Origin of the sequence: Segniliparus rotundus DSM 44985 (assembly GCF_000092825.1) — a bacterium.
GTDB lineage: Bacteria > Actinomycetota > Actinomycetes > Mycobacteriales > Mycobacteriaceae > Segniliparus > Segniliparus rotundus.
Genome location: NC_014168.1, coordinates 2,262,195 through 2,284,792, shown reverse-complemented (window position 1 = coordinate 2,284,792; position 22,598 = coordinate 2,262,195). Strand labels below are relative to the sequence as shown.

20 protein-coding genes and 1 pseudogene are annotated in these 22,598 nt (G+C 68.3%); 8 read left to right on the top strand and 13 right to left on the bottom strand.

The window, feature by feature from the left end:
• Nucleotides 1-35: 35 nt before the first annotated feature.
• Nucleotides 36-3,314, bottom strand: coding sequence for an arabinosyltransferase domain-containing protein (locus SROT_RS11270; protein ID WP_013139152.1), 3,279 nt, complete (start codon nt 3,312-3,314; stop codon nt 36-38).
• A gap of 74 nt (nt 3,315-3,388) precedes the next feature.
• On the opposite strand from SROT_RS11270, the gene SROT_RS11265 reads away from it, so the two are divergent.
• Together SROT_RS11265 and SROT_RS11260 are read left to right on the top strand one after the other, a co-directional pair.
• The gene (locus SROT_RS11265) at nt 3,389-4,249 is read left to right on the top strand and encodes an aldo/keto reductase (RefSeq protein WP_013139151.1); all 861 of its coding nucleotides are present in this window, start codon (nt 3,389-3,391) and stop codon (nt 4,247-4,249) included.
• Nucleotides 4,250-4,306: 57 nt separating this feature from the next.
• Complete coding sequence (locus SROT_RS11260; protein WP_013139150.1) at nt 4,307-4,831, top strand: peptidylprolyl isomerase; 525 nt, start codon at nt 4,307-4,309, stop codon at nt 4,829-4,831.
• Nucleotides 4,832-4,849: 18 nt separating this feature from the next.
• Here the strand turns inward: SROT_RS11260 and SROT_RS11255 are convergent, their stop codons facing one another.
• The 3 genes from SROT_RS11255 to SROT_RS11245 form a co-directional block, all read right to left on the bottom strand.
• Nucleotides 4,850-6,808: a vWA domain-containing protein gene (locus tag SROT_RS11255; RefSeq protein WP_013139149.1), complete on the bottom strand. Its 1,959-nt coding sequence runs from the start codon at nt 6,806-6,808 to the stop codon at nt 4,850-4,852.
• Nucleotides 6,801-8,186, bottom strand: a complete 1,386-nt coding sequence (locus SROT_RS11250) for a sigma 54-interacting transcriptional regulator (RefSeq protein WP_041407957.1) — start codon at nt 8,184-8,186, stop codon at nt 6,801-6,803. Before SROT_RS11250 ends, SROT_RS11255 begins: the two co-directional genes overlap by 8 nt.
• An 86-nt stretch (nt 8,187-8,272) precedes the next feature.
• Entirely contained in the window at nt 8,273-8,833 is a 561-nt protein-coding gene (locus tag SROT_RS11245) for a carboxymuconolactone decarboxylase family protein (protein WP_013139147.1), read from the bottom strand.
• Nucleotides 8,834-8,985: 152 nt separating this feature from the next.
• Here SROT_RS11245 and SROT_RS11240 point away from each other — a divergent pair, with 152 nt between their 5' ends.
• Nucleotides 8,986-9,378 (top strand): hypothetical protein, encoded by a 393-nt coding sequence (locus tag SROT_RS11240; protein WP_083777872.1) that lies wholly within the window; start codon nt 8,986-8,988, stop codon nt 9,376-9,378.
• An 8-nt stretch (nt 9,379-9,386) separates the two neighbouring features.
• Nucleotides 9,387-10,217 carry a 16S rRNA (cytidine(1402)-2'-O)-methyltransferase gene (gene rsmI / locus SROT_RS11235; protein WP_013139145.1) on the top strand — a complete coding sequence of 277 codons (831 nt, stop codon included), beginning with the start codon at nt 9,387-9,389 and terminating at the stop codon, nt 10,215-10,217.
• Nucleotides 10,218-10,238: 21 nt separating this feature from the next.
• Here rsmI and SROT_RS11230 read toward each other — a convergent pair whose 3' ends face one another.
• From SROT_RS11230 to metG, 4 genes are all read right to left on the bottom strand, one after another.
• The gene (locus SROT_RS11230) at nt 10,239-11,495 is read right to left on the bottom strand and encodes an aminodeoxychorismate synthase component I (protein ID WP_013139144.1); all 1,257 of its coding nucleotides are present in this window, start codon (nt 11,493-11,495) and stop codon (nt 10,239-10,241) included.
• Nucleotides 11,496-11,516: 21 nt separating this feature from the next.
• On the bottom strand, nt 11,517-12,257 hold the full coding sequence (locus SROT_RS11225; protein WP_013139143.1) for a hypothetical protein: 741 nt from the start codon (nt 12,255-12,257) through the stop codon (nt 11,517-11,519).
• Nucleotides 12,258-12,470: 213 nt separating this feature from the next.
• Nucleotides 12,471-12,605 carry a hypothetical protein gene (locus tag SROT_RS17295; RefSeq protein ID WP_013139142.1) on the bottom strand — a complete coding sequence of 45 codons (135 nt, stop codon included), beginning with the start codon at nt 12,603-12,605 and terminating at the stop codon, nt 12,471-12,473.
• Complete coding sequence (gene metG / locus SROT_RS11220) at nt 12,602-14,146, bottom strand: methionine--tRNA ligase (RefSeq protein WP_013139141.1); 1,545 nt, start codon at nt 14,144-14,146, stop codon at nt 12,602-12,604. Before metG ends, SROT_RS17295 begins: the two co-directional genes overlap by 4 nt.
• A 126-nt stretch (nt 14,147-14,272) precedes the next feature.
• On the opposite strand from metG, the gene SROT_RS11215 reads away from it, so the two are divergent.
• From SROT_RS11215 to rsmA, 3 genes are all read left to right on the top strand, one after another.
• Nucleotides 14,273-15,112 carry a TatD family hydrolase gene (locus SROT_RS11215; protein WP_013139140.1) on the top strand — a complete coding sequence of 280 codons (840 nt, stop codon included), beginning with the start codon at nt 14,273-14,275 and terminating at the stop codon, nt 15,110-15,112.
• 206 nt (nt 15,113-15,318) lie between these two features.
• Complete coding sequence (locus SROT_RS17290; protein WP_013139139.1) at nt 15,319-16,506, top strand: resuscitation-promoting factor; 1,188 nt, start codon at nt 15,319-15,321, stop codon at nt 16,504-16,506.
• Nucleotides 16,507-16,618: 112 nt separating this feature from the next.
• Nucleotides 16,619-17,476 (top strand): 16S rRNA (adenine(1518)-N(6)/adenine(1519)-N(6))-dimethyltransferase RsmA, encoded by an 858-nt coding sequence (gene rsmA / locus SROT_RS11205; protein ID WP_013139138.1) that lies wholly within the window; start codon nt 16,619-16,621, stop codon nt 17,474-17,476.
• 36 nt (nt 17,477-17,512) lie between these two features.
• On the opposite strand, the gene SROT_RS11200 is transcribed toward rsmA, so the two are convergent.
• The gene (locus SROT_RS11200; RefSeq protein WP_013139137.1) at nt 17,513-18,256 is read right to left on the bottom strand and encodes a DUF4191 domain-containing protein; all 744 of its coding nucleotides are present in this window, start codon (nt 18,254-18,256) and stop codon (nt 17,513-17,515) included.
• A gap of 186 nt (nt 18,257-18,442) precedes the next feature.
• Here SROT_RS11200 and SROT_RS11195 point away from each other — a divergent pair.
• Nucleotides 18,443-19,106: pseudogene (locus tag SROT_RS11195) on the top strand (MOSC domain-containing protein).
• An 87-nt stretch (nt 19,107-19,193) separates the two neighbouring features.
• Here the strand turns inward: SROT_RS11195 and lipA are convergent.
• The 4 genes from lipA to lipB all read right to left on the bottom strand — a co-directional run bounded on the left by lipA (nt 19,194) and on the right by lipB (nt 22,344).
• A complete protein-coding gene (gene lipA, locus SROT_RS11190; protein ID WP_013139136.1) occupies nt 19,194-20,219 on the bottom strand; it encodes a lipoyl synthase in 1,026 nt (341 codons plus the stop codon).
• 65 nt (nt 20,220-20,284) lie between these two features.
• Nucleotides 20,285-20,869 carry a hypothetical protein gene (locus SROT_RS11185; RefSeq protein ID WP_013139135.1) on the bottom strand — a complete coding sequence of 195 codons (585 nt, stop codon included), beginning with the start codon at nt 20,867-20,869 and terminating at the stop codon, nt 20,285-20,287.
• Nucleotides 20,863-21,600, bottom strand: coding sequence for a hypothetical protein (locus SROT_RS11180; protein ID WP_041407232.1), 738 nt, complete (start codon nt 21,598-21,600; stop codon nt 20,863-20,865). Before SROT_RS11180 ends, SROT_RS11185 begins: the two co-directional genes overlap by 7 nt.
• Nucleotides 21,601-21,669: 69 nt before the next feature.
• Nucleotides 21,670-22,344 (bottom strand): lipoyl(octanoyl) transferase LipB, encoded by a 675-nt coding sequence (lipB, locus tag SROT_RS11175; protein WP_425358198.1) that lies wholly within the window; start codon nt 22,342-22,344, stop codon nt 21,670-21,672.
• Nucleotides 22,345-22,598 lie beyond the last annotated feature (254 nt).

The window sequence follows — 22,598 nt, the reverse complement described above, 5'->3', positions numbered from 1 at the left end:
CCGACAGGGCTGGCGCGTGCATGGCGGCTGGCGCGCTAATGCAGCTTTGACGGGTCGGTGGTCCAGGACGAGCCCACAACGCCCGATCCCAGCGGGCCGGGGTTGGCCAATCCGGATCGGGTCACTGTCTGCGTCGTCAGATCGGGCGGGCCGCCTTGCGCGCGAGGGATCAGACGCTGGGCCTTGCCCCAGTCCACATCCCACGCTCCCCGCAGATAGGTGGGCAGCGTGACCGCGTGCGCGGCGGATTCGACAATGCCGCCGGGGCCGCCCCCGTAGGCGTCCATCCACTGATGGAACGAGGCGTCCGTCACCCGGTCGGGCGAAATCCGGTATTTCGGCAGTTCGATGACCCCGTCGCGGTAGCCGAAGGGGCGCATGCAGGGGAATCCGAGCCCGTCCTCCCAGTCGGCGAGCACCGGGTCTGCGCGCCCGATGACGTGCTGCAAGGTGGCGAGCTTGGGGGCTCTCGGCGGGGTGAGGGCGATCCACTGGCTCGGGCCGGGCAGGTCGAGGCGCGCGAGGACCCGCACCGCTTTGGCTTTCCTCGGTATCTCGCCCAGCCGCAGGTCGCGCCATCCGGGGGCGGGGTCTGCCGCGACCATCTCGACCGGAGGGCCTTGGGCTTTGCCATTCGCCGGGTCGTCGGTGAACTCGAGCCGCACGGCGTTTTTCGGGAAGTAGCCCACAGCCGCCAGTGTCACCAGGGCAGTGTTTTCCGGCAGTTGGTACCAGCGGCTTGTCAGCTCGGCGATCGGCGCGACAATCCCCGCCGGATCCGTTCCCGCGCTTCGCCCGGCCGCGCTCATCACGAGCGGCGTCGCTGTCGGGTCCAGTCCGAAACCGATCAGATCCGCGGGGTCGGCGGGCGGCGTCGGGTGCAGCGGGTCCACGGCGGGGCCGATGTCCGGCAGGTTCGCCTGGGCCAACAGGTCTGCGGTGCTTTGTTCCTGCGGGGTCGTGATGGCAAACCCCCGAGCCTGGGACCCGAGGAGCGCGTCTGCCGCGCTTCCCTGGTCCGAAACAGGGCTGAGGATGGATTTCTGCGGGTCTGTGTCCACGAGCACGACATCCGCCAGGCCGCATTCGTCCCGGCCGGTCACGGCGGCGAGGTTGCGCGCGGCGGCGCTGTTGTCGACCGTCAGGGCCTGGAGCGATGTCGCCCCCAGTTCGATGACGATGGTCAACACCGCGCCGATCACGGCGCCCGAGGCGATGAGCCTGCGCTCCAACAGCACGCGCCACACCCGTGCGCCGTTGCCGAACAGGTGCAAGAAGAAAGCCACTGCTATGGCGAGTCCGCCGAGGTAGTAGAAGACGGTGCCGAGGCTGACCCCGAACCGGATCGCTGTGGTGCGGAACGGCGACCCGTACCCGGCCGGGTACCACCAGTCGTTGGGCGCGGTGTAGGCGAGGCCGATCATGAAGAGCAGCGCGGCCGCGTACAACGCGCGGGTGCGCGCCGTGGAGATGGCCAAAACCGCTGCCGCGCCTGCCGCGACGACGGCAGCTCCGAGACCGGCGAACGCGCCGAAGTGGTGCGTCGGCTTTGTCGGGGTGAGCATCAGGCAGAGCAGCCCGGCGAAGGTGAGCCCGACGATGCGGCGGGTCGGACCGACCCGAAGGTCCAGCCGCGAGTGCTGTCCTAGCCTTGCCATGATGGCAGCGCGCCACAGGGTTCCAGCGACAACGATCAGCAGCAGAAGCATGAGGAGCATCGGGAAGCGGCGGGAGAACGACCCGTCCGGGGAGAAGCCCATGAGCTGTTGGTAACGAGTGGCCTCCACGTACCAGTGCATGTACGGGCCGACGACGATTTTCACCGTCGCCGCGGCGCGGAACGCGCCGTAGGAGATGCGCCAGGACCCGATCAGGCTCACCGCGCAGAATGTGGCGGCGAGCGGCGCGAGCACCGCGGCCCAGGCCAGCGCGGTCCGCCCGCGCCCGCCGTCGGGGGCGAGCCTCGCGATATGCTCTTTGAGCAGGCGCAACAACGGCTTGGCCGCGAGGATCAGGGTGAAATACACCATCGCGCCGGTCGGGCCGCAGGTCAGCGTCGCCGAAGCGAGCACGCCCGCGAGGCCGAGGGGGAGCAGTCTTCGGGTGGCGATCCCACGCTCGACCAAGGCCCAGGAGCCCAGGACGCCGAACGCGATCCACGGCTCCGGGCGCAGCCCGTTGTCGTAGGCGAACACGAAGCAGAGAAACACCAGCGCGGCAGACCAGCCGCCGAGCAGCGTCGCCGGTTTCGACGCGCTGCGCAAGAGTCTGGGCAACACGAACCGGGAGAGCAGGAGCCAGGTGCCGATGTTCAGCAGCAACACGGGCAGGCGCAGCCACGGGCTGGCGACTCCGGTCGCGGTCATCAGCTTGATGATCTGGTAGAACCAGCCCCAAGGGTCGTCCGGGGCGCCGAAATACCGGTAGTAGTTCGCCAGGTAGCCGCCGCCTGACGAGGCGCGGGCGATGGTGGCGATGTAATTGTCGTCCGCCGTGTTCGCGCCGATCACATGCCAGATCCCGAGCGCCGCCGTCACCACAATGTCTGCGGCGCGAGGCTGCAGGCGCGAGCGGGGCGGGACTTTCCTGCGCCGTGGGGCCGCCCGGTCGAACAGGGCGAGCGCCCCGAGCGAGACCAGCATGAGCACGGCGCTCGCCACGAGCACGCCGAGTTTCAGTCCGGTCGGCTCGGTGAGGAACCGGGTGTCGATCGCCGCTTTCGCGGCGAGGCCGGCGAACTCCTCGTCGTCGCGCATCCCGGCGAGGTCCGTGTAGAAACCGATGATCTGCGGGCGCAGATTCGATCCTGGCCGGCTGGCCGACGCGCCCGCGATCCCGCGCGCTTCGACGGTGGTCGTGTCCCGAGTGGCGTGCACGGTCAGCGCCTGGCAGCCGGGGTCGGCGAACTTCGCGGCTTCGACGACGAGCAATGTCTCGCCCCGCAGGACCACCTGCAGGCTGCGCTCGTCCTGCGGGCCGGTGAGCCGGACGACGAGCCCTCGGGTCGTCGCGAGCGAGGAGCTGGGCGGAATGGTCGAGAAGAGCGTCGAGCCTTCGGCGCGCCCGGCTTGCGCGGCCACGGCGCGGCACGGGACGCTCAGGTCGAAGGATTCGGGGAAATAGGACACGAGCGGCGCGTTGGTGTTGCCGACGACCCGGCTGGGCCACTGCAGTTCGGCGGTGCGTTCTTTGACCGGCAAGAACGGGACGGCAATGGCTCCGAGGACCGCCAAAACGCCCGCGATCAGGGCGACGGCGCGCGCCCTGGACGCGCGCTCGGGCTGCTCGGCCGGGGACGAAGACGATGTGGACACGGAGAATGATCGTACGTTGCGATCAGGGCGCGCGGGAAGCGCCGCGCGTTCGGGATTTTCGCTAGGCTGGTGCGGTGAGCGTTCCGAACATTCCCCTCAACGACGGCAACACTATTCCTCAGCTGGGCTTTGGCGTGTGGCAGGTGCCCGACGACGTCGCCGAGCCCGCGGTGGCGAAGGCGTTCGAGGTCGGCTACCGGCACATCGACACCGCCGCTGTGTACAACAACGAGCGCGGGGTGGGCCGCGCCATCGCGAAATCGGGTTTGGCGAGGGAGGAGCTCTACATCACGACGAAGCTGTGGAACGCCGAGCAAGGCTACGACAGCACCCTCGCCGCCCTGGACGCGAGCTTGCAGCGGCTGGGCCTGGACTACGTCGACTTGTATTTGATCCACTGGGCCGTGCCCGCGAGGGATGATTTCGTCGCGACGTTCAAGGCGTTCCAGAAGGCCAGGGAGGACGGCAAGGTCCGCTCCATCGGCGTCTCGAACTTCCACGAGGCCCATGTGCGCCGGGTCATCGAGGAGACCGGCGAGACGCCGAGCGTCAACCAAATCGAGCTGCACCCGCATCTCGCCCAGGCCCGGCTGCGCGAGCTGCACAGGGAACTCGGGATCGCGACCGAGTCGTACTCGCCGCTCGGGATCGGCAAGAGCTTGTCGGAGCCAGTGGTCCAGAAGATCGCCGAGGAGGCGGGCGTCACCCCGGCGCAGGCGCTCATCCGTTGGCACTTGCAGATCGGGAACATCGTGATCCCCAAGTCGCAGACCCCGGAGCGGATCGCGTCGAACTTCGACGTGTTCGGCTTCGAACTGACGCCCGCCCAGATCGACGCGATCACGGGCCTGCCCGAGCAGCCGCGCCTGAACCCCGACCCGGACGAGTTCAACCTCGACGACAAGTGGCCCTACGGAGACCCGAACAGCCATTGAGCATTTCTGAAGGACCTGCCGCGCCCGCGCTCGCGCGGGCGTGATTGGATGAGCAGCATGAGCAACGCAACCCAGACCGCGACCCTGCACACCAACCGAGGCGATATCAAAGTCGGGCTTTTCGGCAACCACGCCCCGAAGACGGTGGCGAATTTCGTCGGCCTGGCCACTGGCGAGCTGGCGTACACCGCGGAGAACGCGTCCGGCGAAGCCGAGGGCCCGTTCTACGACGGCTCGGTCTTCCACCGTGTGATCGACGGCTTCATGATCCAAGGCGGGGACCCCACGGGCACGGGCAGGGGCGGACCGGGCTACCGCTTCGAGGACGAGTTCCATCCTGAGCTGAAGTTCGACAAGCCGTACCTTTTGGCCATGGCGAACGCCGGTCCCGGCACCAACGGCTCGCAGTTCTTCATCACTGTCGACGCGACGCCGCACCTGAACCGCAAGCACACCATTTTCGGCGAGGTCACCGACGAGGAGTCCAAGAAGGTCGTGGACGCGATCGCCACCACCGAGGTGGACCGCAGCGACCGCCCGGTGGACCCGGTCTTCATCGAGCGCGTGACGGTCTCCGAGTAGACCTCCCCGCCGCGGCGGTCATCCGCTGCGCCTGGCGCGCAGATAATCGCTGACCACTGCGGCGCCCAAACCGTCGGCGTCCGTCGCGACGACTCGTCCGCCGATCCGGCGGGCCACTTGGTCGAGGAAATGCGCGAGCCCCGGATCGTCGCCGAGCCGCACGATCGTGGTGTGCGCCCCCAGTTTGGCCGTTTGGTCGAGCGCGTCGACGGTCAGCCGCAGCGTCGTATGGCTGGTGGGGTACTGGAACACCGCTTCGCCGGACTGTTCGTCCACATGCGCGGTCGGCTCCCCGTCGGTGACGATGAGCAGCACTGGTTGCGCGTTCGGGTGCCGCCGCAGGTGCCGCAGGGCGAGCAACACCGCGTGATGCAGGTTCGTGCCCTGCTGGTGGACGCTGTCGAGCGCGACGAGTTCTGCGGCGGTGAGAGCCCGTGCGTGTCTGCCGAATCCGACGATCTGCAGCGCGTCCGAGCGGAAACGTGTTGCGACCAGATGCTGCAGCGCCAACGCGGTGCGCTTCATCGGCAACCATCGGTCTTCGACCACCATCGAGAACGACGTGTCGACCAGCAGGGCGACGGCGGCTTGTTGGCGTGCCTCTGTTTCTTGGACCTCGACGTCGTCCACATGCAGGCGCAGGGGCGGGGCGGCCTGGCCGCGCGCGACGGATCGGAGCACTGCGTTGCCCACTGTCCGAGGGATGTCCCACGGTTGCAGGTCCCCGAACTGCCAGGGCCGCGATTGCCCGGTCGGCTCCCCGGCCGCCCCGGCCCTGCGAGTCTCCCGCGCCCCTGCGCGCGCGCCGACGTCCCCGACCAAGTCGCGGAACGCCGCTTGGCCGAGTTGGCGCATCGCCTTGGGGGAAAGGCGCCATTGGCCGTCTGCGCCTCGCTGCAGGAACCCCTCCTCCACGAGCGCGCGCTCTAACTCCGACAGGCGGCGAAGGTCTGCGGCGGCTTCGTCGCCGAGCTGGCGGCGCAGCGCGTCCATGTCCACGTCCTCCACTCGCGCGCCGTCGTAGCCTTGGGACAGCGCGTCGGCCAACTGATCGAGTTCGGCGATGTCCGCCATCGCCCGCGCGCCCGCGCCGAGCCCGAGGGGGGCTTCGCCATGGAATGCTTCCTGGCCGTGCCAATCCTCGCCGGGCCGGGCGTTTTCGAGGCGGCTGCCGAGTTCGGCGAGCGCTTTGCCGAGCTCTGGCGCTCCGAAAGCCTGCTGGGCGAGTTCGTCGAGCTCCGCCCGCTGCTCCGGGGAGAGGCTGTTGCGCATCCGTCGGGCGGCTGCCGCCCGCTTGGCCAGAATGTCGATCAAATCCTCGACAGTGCGGGGGTTCTCCGGGAACAGGCCCCCGTGTTCCGCCAGGAACGAGGCGAAGTCGTCGGCGACGTCCTGCCCGCTCGCGTGTTTGGCGAGCAACGCGTTCAGATCGGCCAGCATCCGTTGCGTTTGCTCGCGCACCGAGGGGTTGTCGGCGCTGCGCAGCAGCTGCTTCATGCCGTCGAAATACTGTTCGAGCAGTTCTTGGCCGAGCAGCTGGCCGATCTTCTCGTACGCAGCCCGCGCCTTCTGGTTGCGCCAGCGGTACCGCTTGAGCTGCTGGATCGCCTTTGCCGGCGAGGCGTCGAGCGCCATGAGCTCCATTTCCTGAAAGCGCGCTTCGTCGTCCAGGGCGCGCGCGAGCTCTTTGCGCTCTTCGAGGATGGCTTCTTGCAGCAGGTCCGCGGTTTCTTTGAGCGTGCCCCCGAGGTTGTGCTCGGCGAGGATTTCGCGCCGCCGCCGATGCGCCGCCGCCGCGAGGTCGTCCAGGCCTTTGCGCCCGCGCATTCCCCTGCGCATGAGTTCGGAGATCGCCCTTCGCGGCGAAGAGCCTGCCATGACCTGGTCGCCGACCTGGGCCAAAGCCTCGCGCAAATCCACCGGAGGGGCGAGCGGGTCAGGTCCTCCGGTGTATCGGCGATAGCTGGAGTCAGCCATACACCGAGGTCTTCGAGTCGGAGACTTTGTCGAGCCTGCGCGCGAGGTAGAGCGCTTCCAGAGCCAGTTCCACCGCGCCCGCCCGCTCGCCGGTGCTCGCCGCGCCGAGCTGGCGGGCGACGACGTCCACAACGGCGAGATTTTCCACCGAGGCGAGCACGTCTTTCGCCGGGACCACCTCGCCGGTGGTCACGCTCTGCCCGTTCTCCACCGCGGCCAGGAGCGGCCCGACGTCGACGCCTGCGAGATGCCGACGCGCGACGTCGGCGGTCGCCCGGCGCACAAGGTGGCTGAGGATTTCCTGCTCGCGGCCCTCTTCGCCGGATTCGAATTCGATTTTCCCCCGCAGCACGTCGACGACCGAGCCGAGGTCCACGATGCGGGCCACGGCCTCCGTCTCGCCGGTCAGGGCGGCGCGGCGCAGCGCGGCGGCCGCCACCGTCTCCGCGGCGGCGATCGAGAACCGGGCGGAGACCCCGGAGCGTTGGTCGACAGAGCTGGACTCGCGCAGGAGCTGCGTGCAGCGCGCGACGATTTCGGCGAGGTAGCGGGGCACGTTCGCGGACAGGCTCGCCTCCTGCTCGATCACTTCGACTTCCGCGTCCAGATCGGCAGGGTAGTGGGTGCGGATCTCTGCCCCGAAGCGGTCCTTGAGCGGCGTGATGATCCGGCCGCGGTTCGTGTAGTCCTCCGGGTTCGCCGAGGCTGTCATGAGCACGTCCAAGGGCAGGCGCAGCGTGTGGCCCCGGACCTGGATGTCGCGCTCCTCCATGACGTTGAGCATGGCGACCTGGATGCGTTCGGCGAGGTCGGGCAGCTCGTTGATCGCGACGATCCCTCGGTGCGCCCTGGGGACCAGGCCGTAGGCGATGGTGTCAGGATCGCCGAGGCTGCGGCCCTCGGCGACTTTCACCGGGTCGATGTCGCCGATCAGGTCGCCCACCGAAGTGTCCGGGGTCGCGAGTTTTTCGGTGTACCGCTCGCTGCGGTGCTTCCAGGCCACCGGCAGGCCGTCGCCGAGTTCGGCGGCGCGCCGGATCGACGCGGGGGTGATCGGCCGGTAGGGGTGCTCGCCGAGCTCGGAACCTTGGATCACCGGGGTCCACTCGTCCAGGAGCCCTGCCAGGGAGCGGAGCAAGCGGGTCTTGCCTTGGCCGCGCTCGCCGAGGAGCACAAAGTCGTGGTGCGCGATGAGCGCGCGTTCGAGCTGGGGGAGGACCGTGTTCTCGAGTCCGAACAGCCCTGGCCAAGGGTTTCGCCCTTCCTTCAGCGCCGCCAAGAGGTTCTCCGCGATCTCTTGCTTCACCGATCGCTCTCTGTGCCCCGAGGCTCGGAGCTCTCCCAGGGTCGTCGGTTTCGCGTGCTCCTCAAACGTCACCTTGACCAGCTTAGCCACCGGACGGCTGTTGCGCAGCGGCCTCCTTGGGCAGCGGGGCGCCCGGCGGCGGCTGGGGGCGTCGAGCCCTACTCGAACGGGTTTGCGGGGTATTCGGTCTGCAAGCCGATGATGTCGAACGTTGTGGCGAGCGAGTCGTAGGAGCCGACGAGGAGCAAGATTTCCAGGATCTGGCGTTCGTGGAAGTGCCTTCTGAGCTCCGCCCAGTCCGCGTCGGCGATCGCTTTGTCCGTGATGTACCCGTCGACTGCGGTGAGCAGAGCTTTCTCCTTCGCGCTCCAGCCGGGCGCCGAGGGCCCTTCGCCGACGCGGGCGCGCTCCTCGTCGGTGATTCCGGCCCTGGCGCTCATCACGATATGATGATTGAGCTCGTAGACCGACTCGCGCAGGTGCGCCACCCGCAGGATGGCGAGTTCCACATTGCGCAGCCGGATCTGCGAGAGGTATTGGAAATACGAGATATAGGCGAAGAAAAAAGGGAACAGGCGCTTGTTGCGCCCGAGCGTGGTGACCACTCGGTAGTCGGGGACTCCCATCAGGCGGGAGCCGGTTTTGTTCGCGATCCACGCGATCGGGCCGATGTGCCAGAATCCTCCGGGCGCAATGCGCGGCTGCGCGGATGTGGCCAAGATCGCCTCCTCAGTCTTTCTTTATCGCGCTTATCACAGTGCCAGCGACAATAACAGTGTCAGGAACAGAGATATACTACACTGATGAAGCTAAACGAAAGCACTGCCCAGGGCGAAAAGAGGTTTCCTTTCCGTGATGTTATGGTCTATTCATGAGTCCAACAGCTGAGCCGCCGCCCAGCCCGTTGGCACTCGCTGTTGCGAACCAGATTCGCGCTGAGTTCCGCAGGCTCGGCAAACCCGTCTCCGGTCTTTTCGGCGTGCTGGGGTCGCGCAACTACGTCGATCAACGGTTGGGCAAGCACGTTCGTCGCGCGCTCACCATCAGCGAGCTGGAGCAGCTCTCGGACATCCTGGGGATGAGCCCCTTGGTGCTGATGCGCCGGGCGATGGAGAACATGCCGCCGAACTCGCTTTCGGCGCTGCGCACCCCCGGTGTGATCGTCGAGCTCGGGCAGAGCGGTTCGCAGCCGGAGAACGATTGGATCGCCCATGAGTACCCCACGCGGTATTCCAAGGGCGACGAGGACGAGGCCGGGGAATAACCCGCCCCATGTTGGTGCTCGGAGCAACGCCGCTCGGCAATCCCGCAGACGCGAGCCAACGGCTGAAAGACGTCCTCGCTTCGGCCGACGTCGTGGCCGCGGAGGACACCAGGCGCGCGAAGGACCTGGCCCGCGCCCTCGGGGTCCGCATCTCGGGGCGGCTGGTGAGTTTTCACGACCACGCCGAGGAGCGGCGGATCGAGCAGCTGGTCTCGGAACTGCGCGACGGTCGCACGGTCCTGGTGGTCAGCGACGCGGGAACCCCCCTGGTGAACGACCCGGGTTTTCGCCTGGTCCGCGCCGTTGTGGCCCAGGAGCTGCCGGTGACGTGCCTGCCGGGCCCCTCCGCGGTCACGGCCGCGCTCGCGCTTTCCGGCCTCGCCACGGACCGGTTTTGCTTCGAAGGGTTCGCGCCGCGCAAATCGCAGGCGCGCCGGGCGTGGTTCGCGCAGCTGCGCTCCGAGACCCGGACCTGTGTTTTCTTCGAAGCTCCGCACCGGATCGCGGATTGCTTGCGCGACGCGGTCGCCGAACTCGGCGCCGACCGCCCTGCCGCTGTCTGCCGCGAGCTCACGAAAACCTATGAGGAAGTGCGCAGAGGCTCTCTCGCCGACCTGGCGGCCTGGGCCGCGGACGGGTTGCGGGGCGAGATCACCGTGGTGCTCGGCGCGGCGGAGGCCGCGCACGCCGACATGGCCGCTCTGGTGCGCAAAGTGGAGCAGTTCGTCGCGGCGGGCGCCCGGTTCAGTGAAACAGTGTCGCTCATCGCCGCCGAGGCGGGGATCGCCAAACGGGAGCTGTACGCGGAGGCTGTCGCGGCCCGCGGGGAAACCGGCTGACGTTTTGGCCGACGGGCGCTTTCAGGCCAAAAACGTCAATGAGGCCCTCGCGCCGTTCGACGAGTGATCGAGGATGCTCGAGGCTTTGTCGAGGCATTCTTGCCATTCCTGCTCCGGCTCGGAGTCGGCGGTGACGCCCCCGCCGACCCCGAGCCGCATTGTTCCGGCAGGTGTGATCGACACTGTCCGAATCGCCACATTGAGTTCGAGCCCTTGTTCGGGCGAGGACATCCCGACCGCCCCGCAGTACATGCCGCGCCCTTCGGGCTCCCATGCCGAGAGCAGCTCGCGCGCCCTGAGCTTCGGCGTGCCGGTGACGGAGGCGGGCGGGAAGGTGGCGGCGACGAGTTCGCGGTCGCTGACATGGGGGTCGATCTCGGCCGCCACGCTCGAGACCAGATGCCACACCCCTGGTGCTTCGCGCACGTCCAAGAGCTCGACGACGCGCACCGAGCCGGTGCGCGCGAGTTGGCCGAGGTCGTGGCGGACCAGGTCGACGATCATCACGTTCTCCGCGATGTCTTTGGCCGAGGAGCGCAACAGCGCTGGGTCGAGCTGTCTGGGCAAGGTGCCTTTGATGGGGCTCTCCACGACGCTCGTGCCCTGTCTTCGCAGGTAGAGCTCAGGGCTGAAGGATGCCACGGCCCCCCAGTCGCCTGCCACATACGCGGCTTTCGCGGGCCGGGAGGCCTCCGCGACGGCCAGGAAGAAGTCCATCGGGTCCCCCTGCAGCTCTCCGGTGAAGTTCGTGGTCACACACGCCTGGTAGATCTCGCCTTCGGCGATGGCCGCAAGGCACGCGCGCACCGACTGCTCATGGGCTCCCTGATCGGGCGGCGTCCACGAGCAGGCGAACGGGCCCGCGCTCCCGCCTTCCCGGACTGCTTCGCGCAGCCGGTTGGGGCACGGCTTGTCGTCGAGGGATTCGAACCACCAGAGGCCCTCCTGGTCCAGTCGCAGCACCTGTTCGGCGAACCCTCCCGCCACAGCGGGCAGTCCGTCGGCCCCGGCCCGGTCCGGGTAGGCGAGGGCGCCGATCCAGCCGCCGCCGACGGCGGGCGCGGCGGCGGCCTGGGCGCCCGAGCGGGCCGCTGGGCCGAAGTCGGGCAGCTGGGCGCCGGGGAGGGCGAGCAGGCTCGGGGCGAGGACGGCGCGCGAGCCGAACCAGTCGCCGATGAGCGCGGCTGGCGGGGCCGAACCGGCCTGCGCGGCGATCAGGCGCAGGGCGCGCAGGACGGAACCCGGGCCGGCTCCCTCGCCAAGACATTCAACGCGCATGGACCAAGAGTGCCAGAAAGCTCAGATCGCGTTCAGCTTGTCCACCGTTTGGGCGACGAGTTTCACGAGAAGCGCTTGCTGGTCGTCGCGAGATCCGGACAGGATCATCGAGCTCGCGCAGACGAGCACGCCTTTCGTCTGCGCCCGGACCGCCGCGACGCGGATCTTCTCCTCATTCGCGAGGATGACTGTCGTCCTGCCAGCGGCTTCGCCCTTGATCTGGCCCGTGTCGATCCGTTCCGAGGCGAATGCGGCGCGCAGCTGCTGCCCGCGCATGGACATGCCCGCCGTGACGTGGGCGCAGTCCCGAAGGTTGTCCTGGATCGCCCGCGGGGAGCCCCAACCGGCGACGTTCCTCGTGGCGAAGACGACGACCGAGCTTTGGTCGAAGTGTCCGGCTTCGTCGGGGACCATCGCAACGGTGCTCGACACGAAGTCTCCGGGGATCGAGGACCCTGGGGCGGAGACAAACATGGCCGCGAAGTCGCGGCATCCGCTGGGGACGACCGAGTTGATCGCGGTGTCGGTGTCGTCCAGCCCCGGCAAGGCCACGGGGCGGCTGTCTTGGGTCTGCACGCGCCAGTCGGCGGGGAAGTCCGCCTTGGTCGGCATCGCGCTTTTGAGCGGATGGGCGGCGGGGGCTGGCGTCGTGCCCGCCTTTGTCGCAAGCGTTGCGGGAGGTCGCGAGCCGCAGCCCGGCGCCAGGAGGCACGCGGCCAGCAATGCGAGGCAATGGAGCGCGACCCGCGATTGGTGTGCCATCTGCTGCCGACCTGCCCTTCTTCCAGTGACAGCCGCTCGCGTCGTGTGCCTTTGGCGGGAGAACAGCGAAATCTCGGTGGTTTTTCCGGGTGCCTGCGCGGCGTGGTCGAAAAGCTCCGTGTGAGGCTGTGACGAGCGACTTTTCTATGACAAAGTTATATTTTTCTATGACGAGGTTATAAAAAGAACCTTATAAGTGAAGTATACAGACGCTCATGGGAGCGGTTCGAGATTGTCGGCTGTTCTCCGGGCGATCATGGCGAGGAAGCCATGTTCCTCGGCGGCCGCGTCGGTCTGGGCGCTCATGACGACCCCGCGGGCGACGCCGGGCGCGCCGGCTGCCCTCACACGTCTTCTTTCGGCGTGGCCAGCCTCGGGAACACAGCCTTGGGCTCGGGCAGCGCGAGCCCCGGCGCGAGCCGGGCGGGCAGGTCGGCGAACATCCGGGCTCCGCTGCTTTGGCCGAGCAAGTCGAGCAGCTTCTCACTCGCCTGCGGCATTGCGGGCTGCAGCAGGATCGCCGCCTGGCGGACCACTTCGGCGGTCGTGTACAGGATCGTGCCCATCCGCCCAAGGTCCTCCTTGAGGGTCCAGGGCGCTTGCGCGGTGAAGTAGCCGTTGGCCAAGGAAACGACGTCGAACACGGCCGCGATCGCCAAATCGGGGCGCTGCGCCGCAAAGTGCGGACGGTATGCGGCGAGCATGCCGTCGGCCTGCGCGAGCAGCGCCTCGTCCTCGGCGGCGAGCGCGCCTGGGTCTGGCACGGTCCCGCCGAAGTTTTTCGCGATCATGGTCAGGCAGCGCTGCGCCAGGTTCCCGAGCCCGTTCGACAGCTCCGCGTTCGCCCGCGTCACAATCGCCTCGTCGCTGTAGGAGCCGTCCTGCCCGTACGGGATCTCGCGCAAGGCGAAGAAGCGCACCGCGTCCTGGCCGAACGTCTCAATGAGCCAGAACGGGTCGAGCCCGGTGCCCGCGGACTTGGACATCTTATGGCCTTTGTTGAGCACGAAACCGTGCCCGAACACCCGTTTCGGCGGCGCGAAACCTGCGGAGAGCAGGAACGCGGGCCAGTACACAGCGTGGAACCGGGTGATGTCCTTCCCGATGATCTGCAAGTCCGCGGGCCAGAACTTCGCGACCCCCGCCTCGTCGCCGGGAAAGCCGATCGCCGTCAAATAGTTGGTGAGCGCGTCCACCCACACGTACATGACATGCTCGGGGTCTCCCGGCACCGGGACGCCCCAGTTGAAGCTCGACCGGGAGACGGACAAGTCTTTCAAGCCCTGCGACACGAAGCGCACGATCTCGTTGCGCCGGGAGTCCGGGCCGATGAACTCGGGATGCTCCTCGTAGAGCGCGAGCAGCCGGTCCTGATAGGCGGAGAGGCGGAAAAAGTACGTCGACTCCTCGGTCCAGGCGACGGGCGTGCCCGTCGCCGAGGCGATCCGGACGCCGTCCTCGCCGACGCAGGTCTCCTCTTCGCCGTAAAAAGCTTCGTCCCGGACGCTGTACCAGCCGGTGTAGCTGCCCTGGTAAATGTCGCCGTTCGCGTCCATCCGCCGCCACAGCTCCTGCACCGAAGCGGTGTGCCCGGGCTCGGTGGTGCGGATGAACCTGTCGTACGAGCTGCCGAGCGCGGCGTGCAGCTCCAAAAACCGTTCCGCCACCCGGTCCACGAACTCCTGCGGGCTGATGCCTTCTTTCTCGGCGCTCTGCTGGACCTTTTGCCCGTATTCGTCCATGCCCACGCTGAAGAACACGTCCTTGCCGTCCAGGCGGGCGAATCTGGCGAAGGCGTCCGCCGAGATGAACTCATAGGCGTGCCCGAAGTGCGGGGCGCCGTTCGCGTACGTGATGGCCGTGGTCAGGTAATACGGGGTCCTCGTCATGGTGTTCTCAGAATACGGCACGCCGCGACGGCGAGCTGCGCGAATGACCGCTGTCGCAGCGCCGCCCGCGCCAGGGCCGCCCTGCCGGGACCGTCTCGGCCTCGCGGCAACAGCTACGCTCGTGCGGTGGCACAGTCCAAATCCAAAGAACCGCCTCCGTTGCCGGAGCCAGTCGGCTCCTTGGTCGACGCGCACACCCACCTCGACGCGTGCGGAGCGCGGGACGCGGCTTCGGTCGGCGAGATCCTCGGCCGCGCCGAGTCTGCCGGGGTCGGCCGAGTCGTGACCGTGGCGGACGGTCTGGACTCCGCCGAATTCGCCGTGTCCGCCGCGCATTGGGACCCTCGGGTGTGGGCCGCAGTGGCGGTGCACCCGTCTCGGGCGGGCGCAGTGGACGAGACCGCGAAGACGAAACTGGAGGCACTTGCCCGCGACCCGAGGACCGTGGCCGTCGGGGAGACCGGGCTGGAATGGTTTTGGCTCGGCAAACTCGAAGGCTGCGCGAGCAAAGCGGAGCAATTCGAGGCTTTCCGTTGGCACATCGACCTCGCGAAGCGCGTCGGCAAACCGCTCATGATCCACAACCGCGAGGCCGACGAGGACGTGCTGAAAACGCTGGACGAGGAGGGGGCGCCCGAGACGGTCATCATGCACTGCTTCTCCTCAGACGCGACGATGGCGCGCGAGTGCGTGGACCGCGGCTACGTGCTGTCCTTCTCCGGCACGGTGAGTTTCACCAATGCCGCGTTGCTGCGCGAGGCGGCGCCGCTGGTTCCCCCCGGGCAGATGCTGGTCGAGACCGACGCGCCTTTTTTGACCCCGCACCCGTACCGGGGGGCCCCGAACGAGCCGTACTGCTTGCCGTACACCGTCCGCTCGCTCGCCGCGCTGCGCGGCGTGGCTCCGGAGGAGCTCGCCGCCGCGAGCACGGCTGTCGCCGAGCGGGTCTACGGCATTGGGCGGTGAAGAATTCACCGTGAGAAAGACCGCGTTCTGCTGGTCGAGGGGTCACATACGCCCCAATGGCCCCGCCGGTCTTCCTGCTTGCAGTTGCCAACGTTGCGCGAAGCTCGTTATGCTGTCGTGACTATCGATGAATCGCGAACGACGAACACGCGGCGAAGACATGAAACGACATGAAGAGAACAGATAGGCCCGCCGCAGGGAGAACGATGACCGACGAGAACGACACGAGCGCCCCCTCCGTGTCGATGGACGGGGCCAAGCCGCCCCGGTCGCTGCGCGAGAGGCTTGCCCTGCGCGGCGCGGTGGCCGCTCTGCTCCTCACCATCGGCGCGGGCGGCGTGCTCGTCATCGCGCAACGCCACACCGTCACGCTCGACGTCGACGGGGCGGCGCAGGAATTCACCACGACCAAAGACAATGTGGCCGGCGCCCTCGCAGAGGCGGGTTACCAAGTCCGCAAGAGCGACCAGGTCAGCCCCGCCCCAGACGCGCAGATCGACGAGGGGCAGCGCATCACCCTCGCCCGCGCCCGCATTCTGCGGGTGATCGCGCTCGGCCCGGACGGGAAGCCGGTGTCGGACCGCAATCTCGTCACCACGGAGCACACAGTGACCGCCGCGCTCGCAGAGCACGACATGACCACCGCTGACGGGAGCGTCGGCGCCGTTGGCGACCAGCGGATCCCATTGGAAGGGCTCGTCGTGCGGCTGCGCGAGCCCCGCACGATCACGCTCTCCGACGGCGGCGTCACGCGCCAGGTCCGCGTCGTCGGCGGCACGGTGCGCCAAGTGCTCGACAGCGCCGGGGTGCGTTTGGGCGCCCAAGACTTCGCCGATCCCGGACTCGACGCCTCCGCCGACGGCGTGCAAACGCTCACCGTCAACCGCGTCGAGATGAAAACCGAGACCGTGATCGAGGCCTACCAGCCGGAAGACCAGCTGATACAGGACGAGTCGAAAAACTTCAGCTGGTCCAAACTGGACGATCCGGGCTCAGAGGGCTCGCAGCGCGTCACGTACTCCATCAAGTACGTCAACGGCCAGCCTGTGGAACGCACGCCGCTCAACCGCTCCATCCTGGTCGAAGGCAAGCCCCGTGTCATGGAAGTCGGCGCGAAACCGGGCACCGAAGTGCCCCCGGTCCTCGACGGCGGCGCCTGGGACTCCTTGGCCGCCTGCGAGTCGGGCGGGAACTGGCACATCAACAACGGCAACGGCTTCTACGGCGGCGTGCAGTTCGACTACGGCACCTGGATCGCGCACGGCGGTCTGAAATACGCCCCCCGCGCGGACCTCGCCACGCGCGAAGAGCAGATCGCGATCGCCCGCACCACCCAATCGTCCCAAGGCTGGGGCGCGTGGCCGGTGTGCAGCGTCAAAGCCGGTTTGCGGTAGTGACCGCCGCCCCGGCGGCCCCCTTGTCGCCTCGTCGGGCGCTCGGGCGCCGCGCCCTTGCGCGCCGAGAGCCCTGCCCGCGTGGGGTGCGAGCACCAGGATCGGCGGGGGTGTGAACAGCCTGTTGCCAGTGCGATACCTGGGGCTCGGCGACATTCGCGAGCTCGCCGAGCGCCTTGAGGTTCGCCCCACCAAACGGCTCGGCCAGAACTTCGTCCACGACCCTGGGACCATCCGGCGCATCGTCGCGGCAGCGGGTCTGCGGCCTCAGGACTCGGTGTTGGAGATCGGGCCGGGACTTGGCTCGCTCACGCTCGGTCTGCTCGACGTCGCCCACGACGTGACCGCGGTGGAGGTGGACGGCAAGCTCGCCGATGCGTTGTCCTCGACCATCGCCGCGCGGGCTCCTGGCCGACAGTTCCACCTCGTGGAGAAGGACGCGCTCGGGCTCACAGGCGCAGACCTGCCAGCAGCGCCCACCGCGCTGGTGGCAAACCTGCCGTACAACGTGGCCGTCCCTGTTTTTTTGCGCGCGCTGGCCGAATTGCCGAGCATCGACAACGCGCTTGTCATGGTGCAGCTCGAAGTCGGGCAGCGCCTCGCGGCCAAGCCAGGCGCGAGAGAAGGCGGCGTCCCGACTTTGAAGACTGCTTTTTACGGCCACGCCGAACTCGCGGGCAAAATTTCGCCCGAGGTGTTCTGGCCGCAGCCGAATGTGGACTCCGCGCTGGTGCGTTTCACCCGGCGCGCAGACTCGCCCTGGGCGACGGACGAGCACACCCGGCGCGCGGTGTTCGCCTTGATCGACGCCGCGTTCGCCTCGCGTCGCAAGACGCTCGGCGCGGTGTTGAAAGGATGGGCGGGCTCCCCAGAGGAACTGCGACGACGCCTCGAAGCCGCCGGTGTGCCGGGGTCGGCGCGCGGCGAGGAGCTGCACATCGGGCAGTTTGTCGCGCTCGCCTCCGCGTGACCCGCTTCGCCCTCGAACCCGCCGGGCCCCGTCGCCCTAATTCCGAACCCGCCGGGTCGCCCGCTGGAGGTTGCGCATCTTCGCCCCCGGCGGCAAAGGCCCCTTCGGCAAAGGAGTAGGGCGCGAGCCGAGCGCGGCGAACTTCGCCTCGAGCGCGTCCATCCGCTTCGTGTCGATATTGTTGGGCAGGCGCATGATGTGCCGTTGCAGCTTTGCAAGCGCGACGCAGCCCTCCCCGTTCCCGACCACGATCTCGTAGATCGGGGTGTCTCCGACGAGCTTGGCGATCTTGCGCTTCTCTTGCGAGAGCAAACCCTGCGCCCGAGTCGGGGCCCCTTCGCCGACGAGAATGACGCCGGGTTTGCCGATAACCCTGTGCACCACGTCGAATTGGCCGTTCGCCGCCACTCCCGGCGTGACGCGCCACGCCCCTCGGAGCTGTTCGAGCACCCAGCTCGCGGCCCCGGTCTTGCCCTCCGCGTTGGCGTAGGCCGTGCTTTGTATCCTGCGGCTGAACACAGCGAACGCCCCGACCACACCGGCGAGCGCGCCGAGCGGGGTGAAATACCAGACGCCGCCGGTGAGCAGGCCGACCCCGACGCCGAGGGCGACGCCGAGCACGACCGCGCCGATCATGAGCGGCAACAGCCAGCGGTCTTCGCGCCGCTGCACGTTGAACGCCTGCCACAGCTGCTGGCGGCGCTCCTTGGACTGCGCCTTGCGCGCGGCTTTGGCGGCGGCTTTCGCTTCTTTGCTCGTCGAGGCGGGAGGTTTCGGCATAGCACTACGGTAGCGGATGGCGCGAAGGCGCATGAGCAGGGCGTGATCGCCGCTGGCGCGCCGAGCTCGGCGCGCCAGCGCGTCGGCTTTCTGGCCGCCCTCGCCACATCGCAGCGCCTCACATCGCCCCGCCTCGCCGAATCTGGTGGGCGGGCGGGATCCGGGGCCGGGCGTTAGATTGGACGTATGGCAGAACGAGGGCGTGTCGACGCGGTGTGCGTCGTGTTCGAGGAGCATCCTCTCGCTGGCGGTGCGCGTGGCAGGCTCCAGAACTCGGCCATCGACAAACGTCCTGTCCAGGGCCGGGTCATGGTGCGCGAGCTCGGTGTGGACGGGGACCATGTCTGCGACCGCAAACATCACGGCGGGGAAGACCAAGCGGTGTACGCCTACGCCGAGCATGAGGCGCGGCGTTGGTCCGCCGAGTTGGGGCGCGCCCTTCCTCCAGGTTGGTTCGGTGAGAACCTGCGTGTGAGCGGGATCGAGACCACCGACGCCGTGATCGGCGAGCGTTGGTCGGTCGGAACCGGGGGGCTGGTGCTCGAAGCGACGATCCCTCGTGTGCCGTGCGTGACGTTCGAGCGGTGGTCTGAACAGGAGCATTGGACCCGGCGGTTCGCCCGGCAGGGGGACGTCGGGGTCTATACTGCGGGTCGTGCGCGGCGGCGCCGTCGCAGCAGGCGATCCGATCGATGTGCTCAGCCGGCCGGAACACGCCGTGACGGCTCGGGAGCTTTTCGAAGGCTCAGCGGCGCCGCGAAAACTGCGGCAATTGCTCGACGCCCCGTGCCTTCCCGCGAAAGTCGAACGACACGCGCGCGCGGCGCTCGCCCGGACCTTGCCCGGCTGACGCGGTCTGCGCTGAAGCTGCGCAGGCCGGGCGAGAGCTTCTGGCCGTCCGTCCAGACGTTGGCGGGGGCGCTCGACTCAGACGGGCTCAATGAGAGCCCGAGCGCGCGACGTGCATTTCCAGCACGGAGGACGCCTCTTGGCGGGCCGTGCCCTCCTGGGCGAGATGCGCCATGCCCTCGGGCAACGACTCGCCTCGGGCCAGAAGAGCTTTCGCGTAAAGCCTGCCCGCGCGATAGGAGGAGCGCACCAGCGGCCCGGTCATGACCGCTGTGAAGCCGATCTGTTCCGCGGCCTTGGCGTGGTCGAGGAACTCTTGCGGCTTGACCCAGCGCGCGACCGGGTGGTGGCGCGGGGTGGGGCGCAGATACTGCGTGATGGTGAGGATCTCGCAGCCTGAGGCGTGCAGATCCGCAAGGCAGGCGGTCACCTCGTCAGGGGTCTCGCCGAGACCGAGGATGAGGTTCGACTTCGTGACCAGACCGGCCTCCCGCGCGGCGGTGATCACGTCGAGGCTGCGCTGGTAGCGGAACGCCGGGCGGATCTCCCGGAAGATCCTCGGCACGGTTTCAAGGTTGTGCGCGAGCACGTTGGGCCGTGCGTGGAACACCTCGTCGAGCTGAGCCTTGGTGCCGGTGAAATCCGGGATCAAAAGCTCGATCCCCGTGTCTGGGTTCACTTCGCGGGTGGCGCGCACAGTTTCCGCGTACAGCCACGCGCCGCCGTCGGGAAGGTCGTCGCGCGCCACGCCAGTGACAGTGGCGTAGCGCAGCCCGAGGGTGTGGATGGACTCGGCCACCTTCCGGGGCTCTTCGCGGTCGAGCGCTGCGGGTTTGCCGGTGTCGATCTGACAGAAGTCGCAGCGCCTCGTGCATTGCTCGCCGCCGATGAGGAAGGTCGCCTCGCGGTCCTCCCAGCACTCGAAGATGTTCGGGCAGCCGGCCTCTTCGCAGACAGTGTGCAGGCCGGAGCCTTTGACGAGCGACTTGAGCGTGTTGTACTCCGGACCGAGTTTGGCGGTGGTGCGGATCCACTCCGGTTTGCGCTCGATGGGGGTCTGGGCGTTGCGCGCCTCCAGGCGTAAGAGCTTGCGTCCTTCCGGTGCGATCGTCACCTGTCCAGCCTACCCGCAGGCGCCCGGCGGGCTCCGCGCTCGGTCGCCCGTCTGCCTGCGCGCGCTCAGAACCGCCAGACGCAGCGCTGCCAGTCGCCCGCGATATCCGCGCAGTCCCGATACGAGCCCCAGTCCGCCGGCTTGTCGCCGGGGACGTTGGCGAACACCGGCCGGTCCGGCTCCTCGCCCGCGACTTCGAAATACAGGGCTTGCGAGCTCGGTTCCGCCTGCACCGCGTCGATTTCCCACATCCCGAGCTTGCCGTGGAAACCCGGAATCTCCTGCGGGTGTTGGCGCAGCTCGGCCGCGGCGCTGTCGAACGCGCCCTTGCTGCTGTGCCAGGCCAGGCGGAACGGGAAGTCGCTGCAGACGAGGCCGAAGCCGAGCAGCGCGACGGCTGGCGCGGCGATGAGTCCTCGGTCGAGCGCCCCCGACATCGCGGCGAGGACGAGTTCGGCGAGCCAGAACAGGCCCGCGGCGATCAGCGGGGTAGACGCGAGCTGCGGAGCGCCTGGGTCGAGGACGCTCTCGCCGTAGCAGAGCGCGAGGACCCCGGCGGCGCAGGTGAGCAGCGCCGCCCAGTGCGCGCTGTGGCGCAAGCTCGAGCGTTGCTCCGGCGTGCTGTCGGAGCCGACAACCGGGCTCAACATGTGTACGAGAAGCCTTCGCCGTGTCTGTGGGGGATCTGCCGCAGGCATCCGTAAGGGGTGACGCCTTGGTCGTTGATGAGGACCGCTGAGCCCTTGGCCTTGTCGGCGCACCACAGCCCGCTTTCGTCCATGCGGCAGTCGTACTCGTCGGAGCCGCCTCGAAAGCGCAGATGCTGGCCGTACGCCAGTTCTGCTCCGTCGCCGTCGCGGAACACCCCAGGGTCGCCGTGGAAGGAGCCGACAGAAGCCGCGTTCCCGCTGTAATCCACCCAGCCGCCGATCCATTGGCCGGGCTCTTTGGGCCGGGGCGGCGGATTTTGCAGGCTGACGAGGCAGGAGAAGGGCGGCGCGGCGCTCTTCTCGCCGCCTTGGGCGACCCCGCCGACGCACGAGATCTTTTTTGTCGGCGACTGGAATGCGACCCCTGGCCCGATGTCGGTGCCGCGCGGCGGGGTGTCGCGAGGGTCGCGCACCGTTCGGTATCCGTTCGGGTCGACAGGTTTGCCTGCTTGGACCCAGTCGATGACGTCGGCGACGGCGGCGCCTTCCGTCGGCGTTGCGCCCGCGCGGGGCGCGGGGGAGGGGCTGGGCGCGGCGGCGGTTCCGCTCGAAAGGCTTTCTGACGTGATTGTGCTGGTCACGGTCTGCGTGCTTGGTTTCTCAGTGCTCGGTCCGCCACAGCTTGCGAGCACCGCTGCGGCAGCGGCGGCGAGGACTCGTCGCGTTCTCATGTTGCGAGGATACGCGGCGCGCGGCGCGGAAGGGGGCGGCTTTTGCGGCGCTGCGGCGAAGCCGTCGGATCAACTCCGGTTGGCGAGCTTCCCGTCCAATGCCGCGAGGAGCCGGTCGGCCACAACTGGCAGCGCCTCGGCGACAGTCACCTGCCGGTCGGTCTCCGCGCTGAGCGAAGTGGCCCCGACTCCGGAGATGCCGCAGGGCACAATATTGGCGAAGGCGGAAAGGTCGGCGTCGCAGTTCAGGGAGAAGCCGTGCAGCGTCACGCCGCGCTGCACACGAACCCCGATCGAGGCGATTTTGCGTTGGATCCGCATGTTGTCGGCGGGCAGCCACACCCCGGAGCTGCCCGCGACGCGGGCAGCGCGGACTCCGAAATGCGCGCATGCGCTGATGAGCGCTTCTTCCAGGGCGCGGACATACCTGATGACGTCAATGGGCTCGTCGAGTTTCACAATGGGGTAGCCGACGAGCTGGCCCGGACCGTGCCAGGTGATCTTGCCGCCTCGGTCGACGCTGATGACCTTGGCTCCGTCGAAAGGCTGCTCGCTCGCCTCGGTGCGTTTGCCCGCCGTGTACACGGCGGGGTGTTCCAGCAGCAGCGCCACGTCCGGCCCGCCCTCGGCCCGTTTCTGGGCGAGCTGGCGTTGCAGTTCCCAGGCCTCTTCGTAGTCGATCAGGCCGACTTCTCGGACCTCGACAGGCTCGCGGGACTCGCGAATGCCGCTCCGTGCGGTGATGGGCGTGGCGGTGGTGGACGTGCTTGCCATAGGGCTCCGAGCGTACACCGCGCGCAATTCCCAGGCGGGGCGCGATGGGGGCGGGGAAGCATTTCAGCGCGCCTGTGTTGGACGTGCCCGGGGGCGGTTCGGCTCCCTCCCAGCGGGATTTCTCCGACGCCCGTCTTTGTCCACACGCACGCCTTGCGGCCGGTTCTCAGCGGGTTTACACTTCTGGCGAGTCAACGTCGGCGTCAGGCGTTCTTATGGCGATC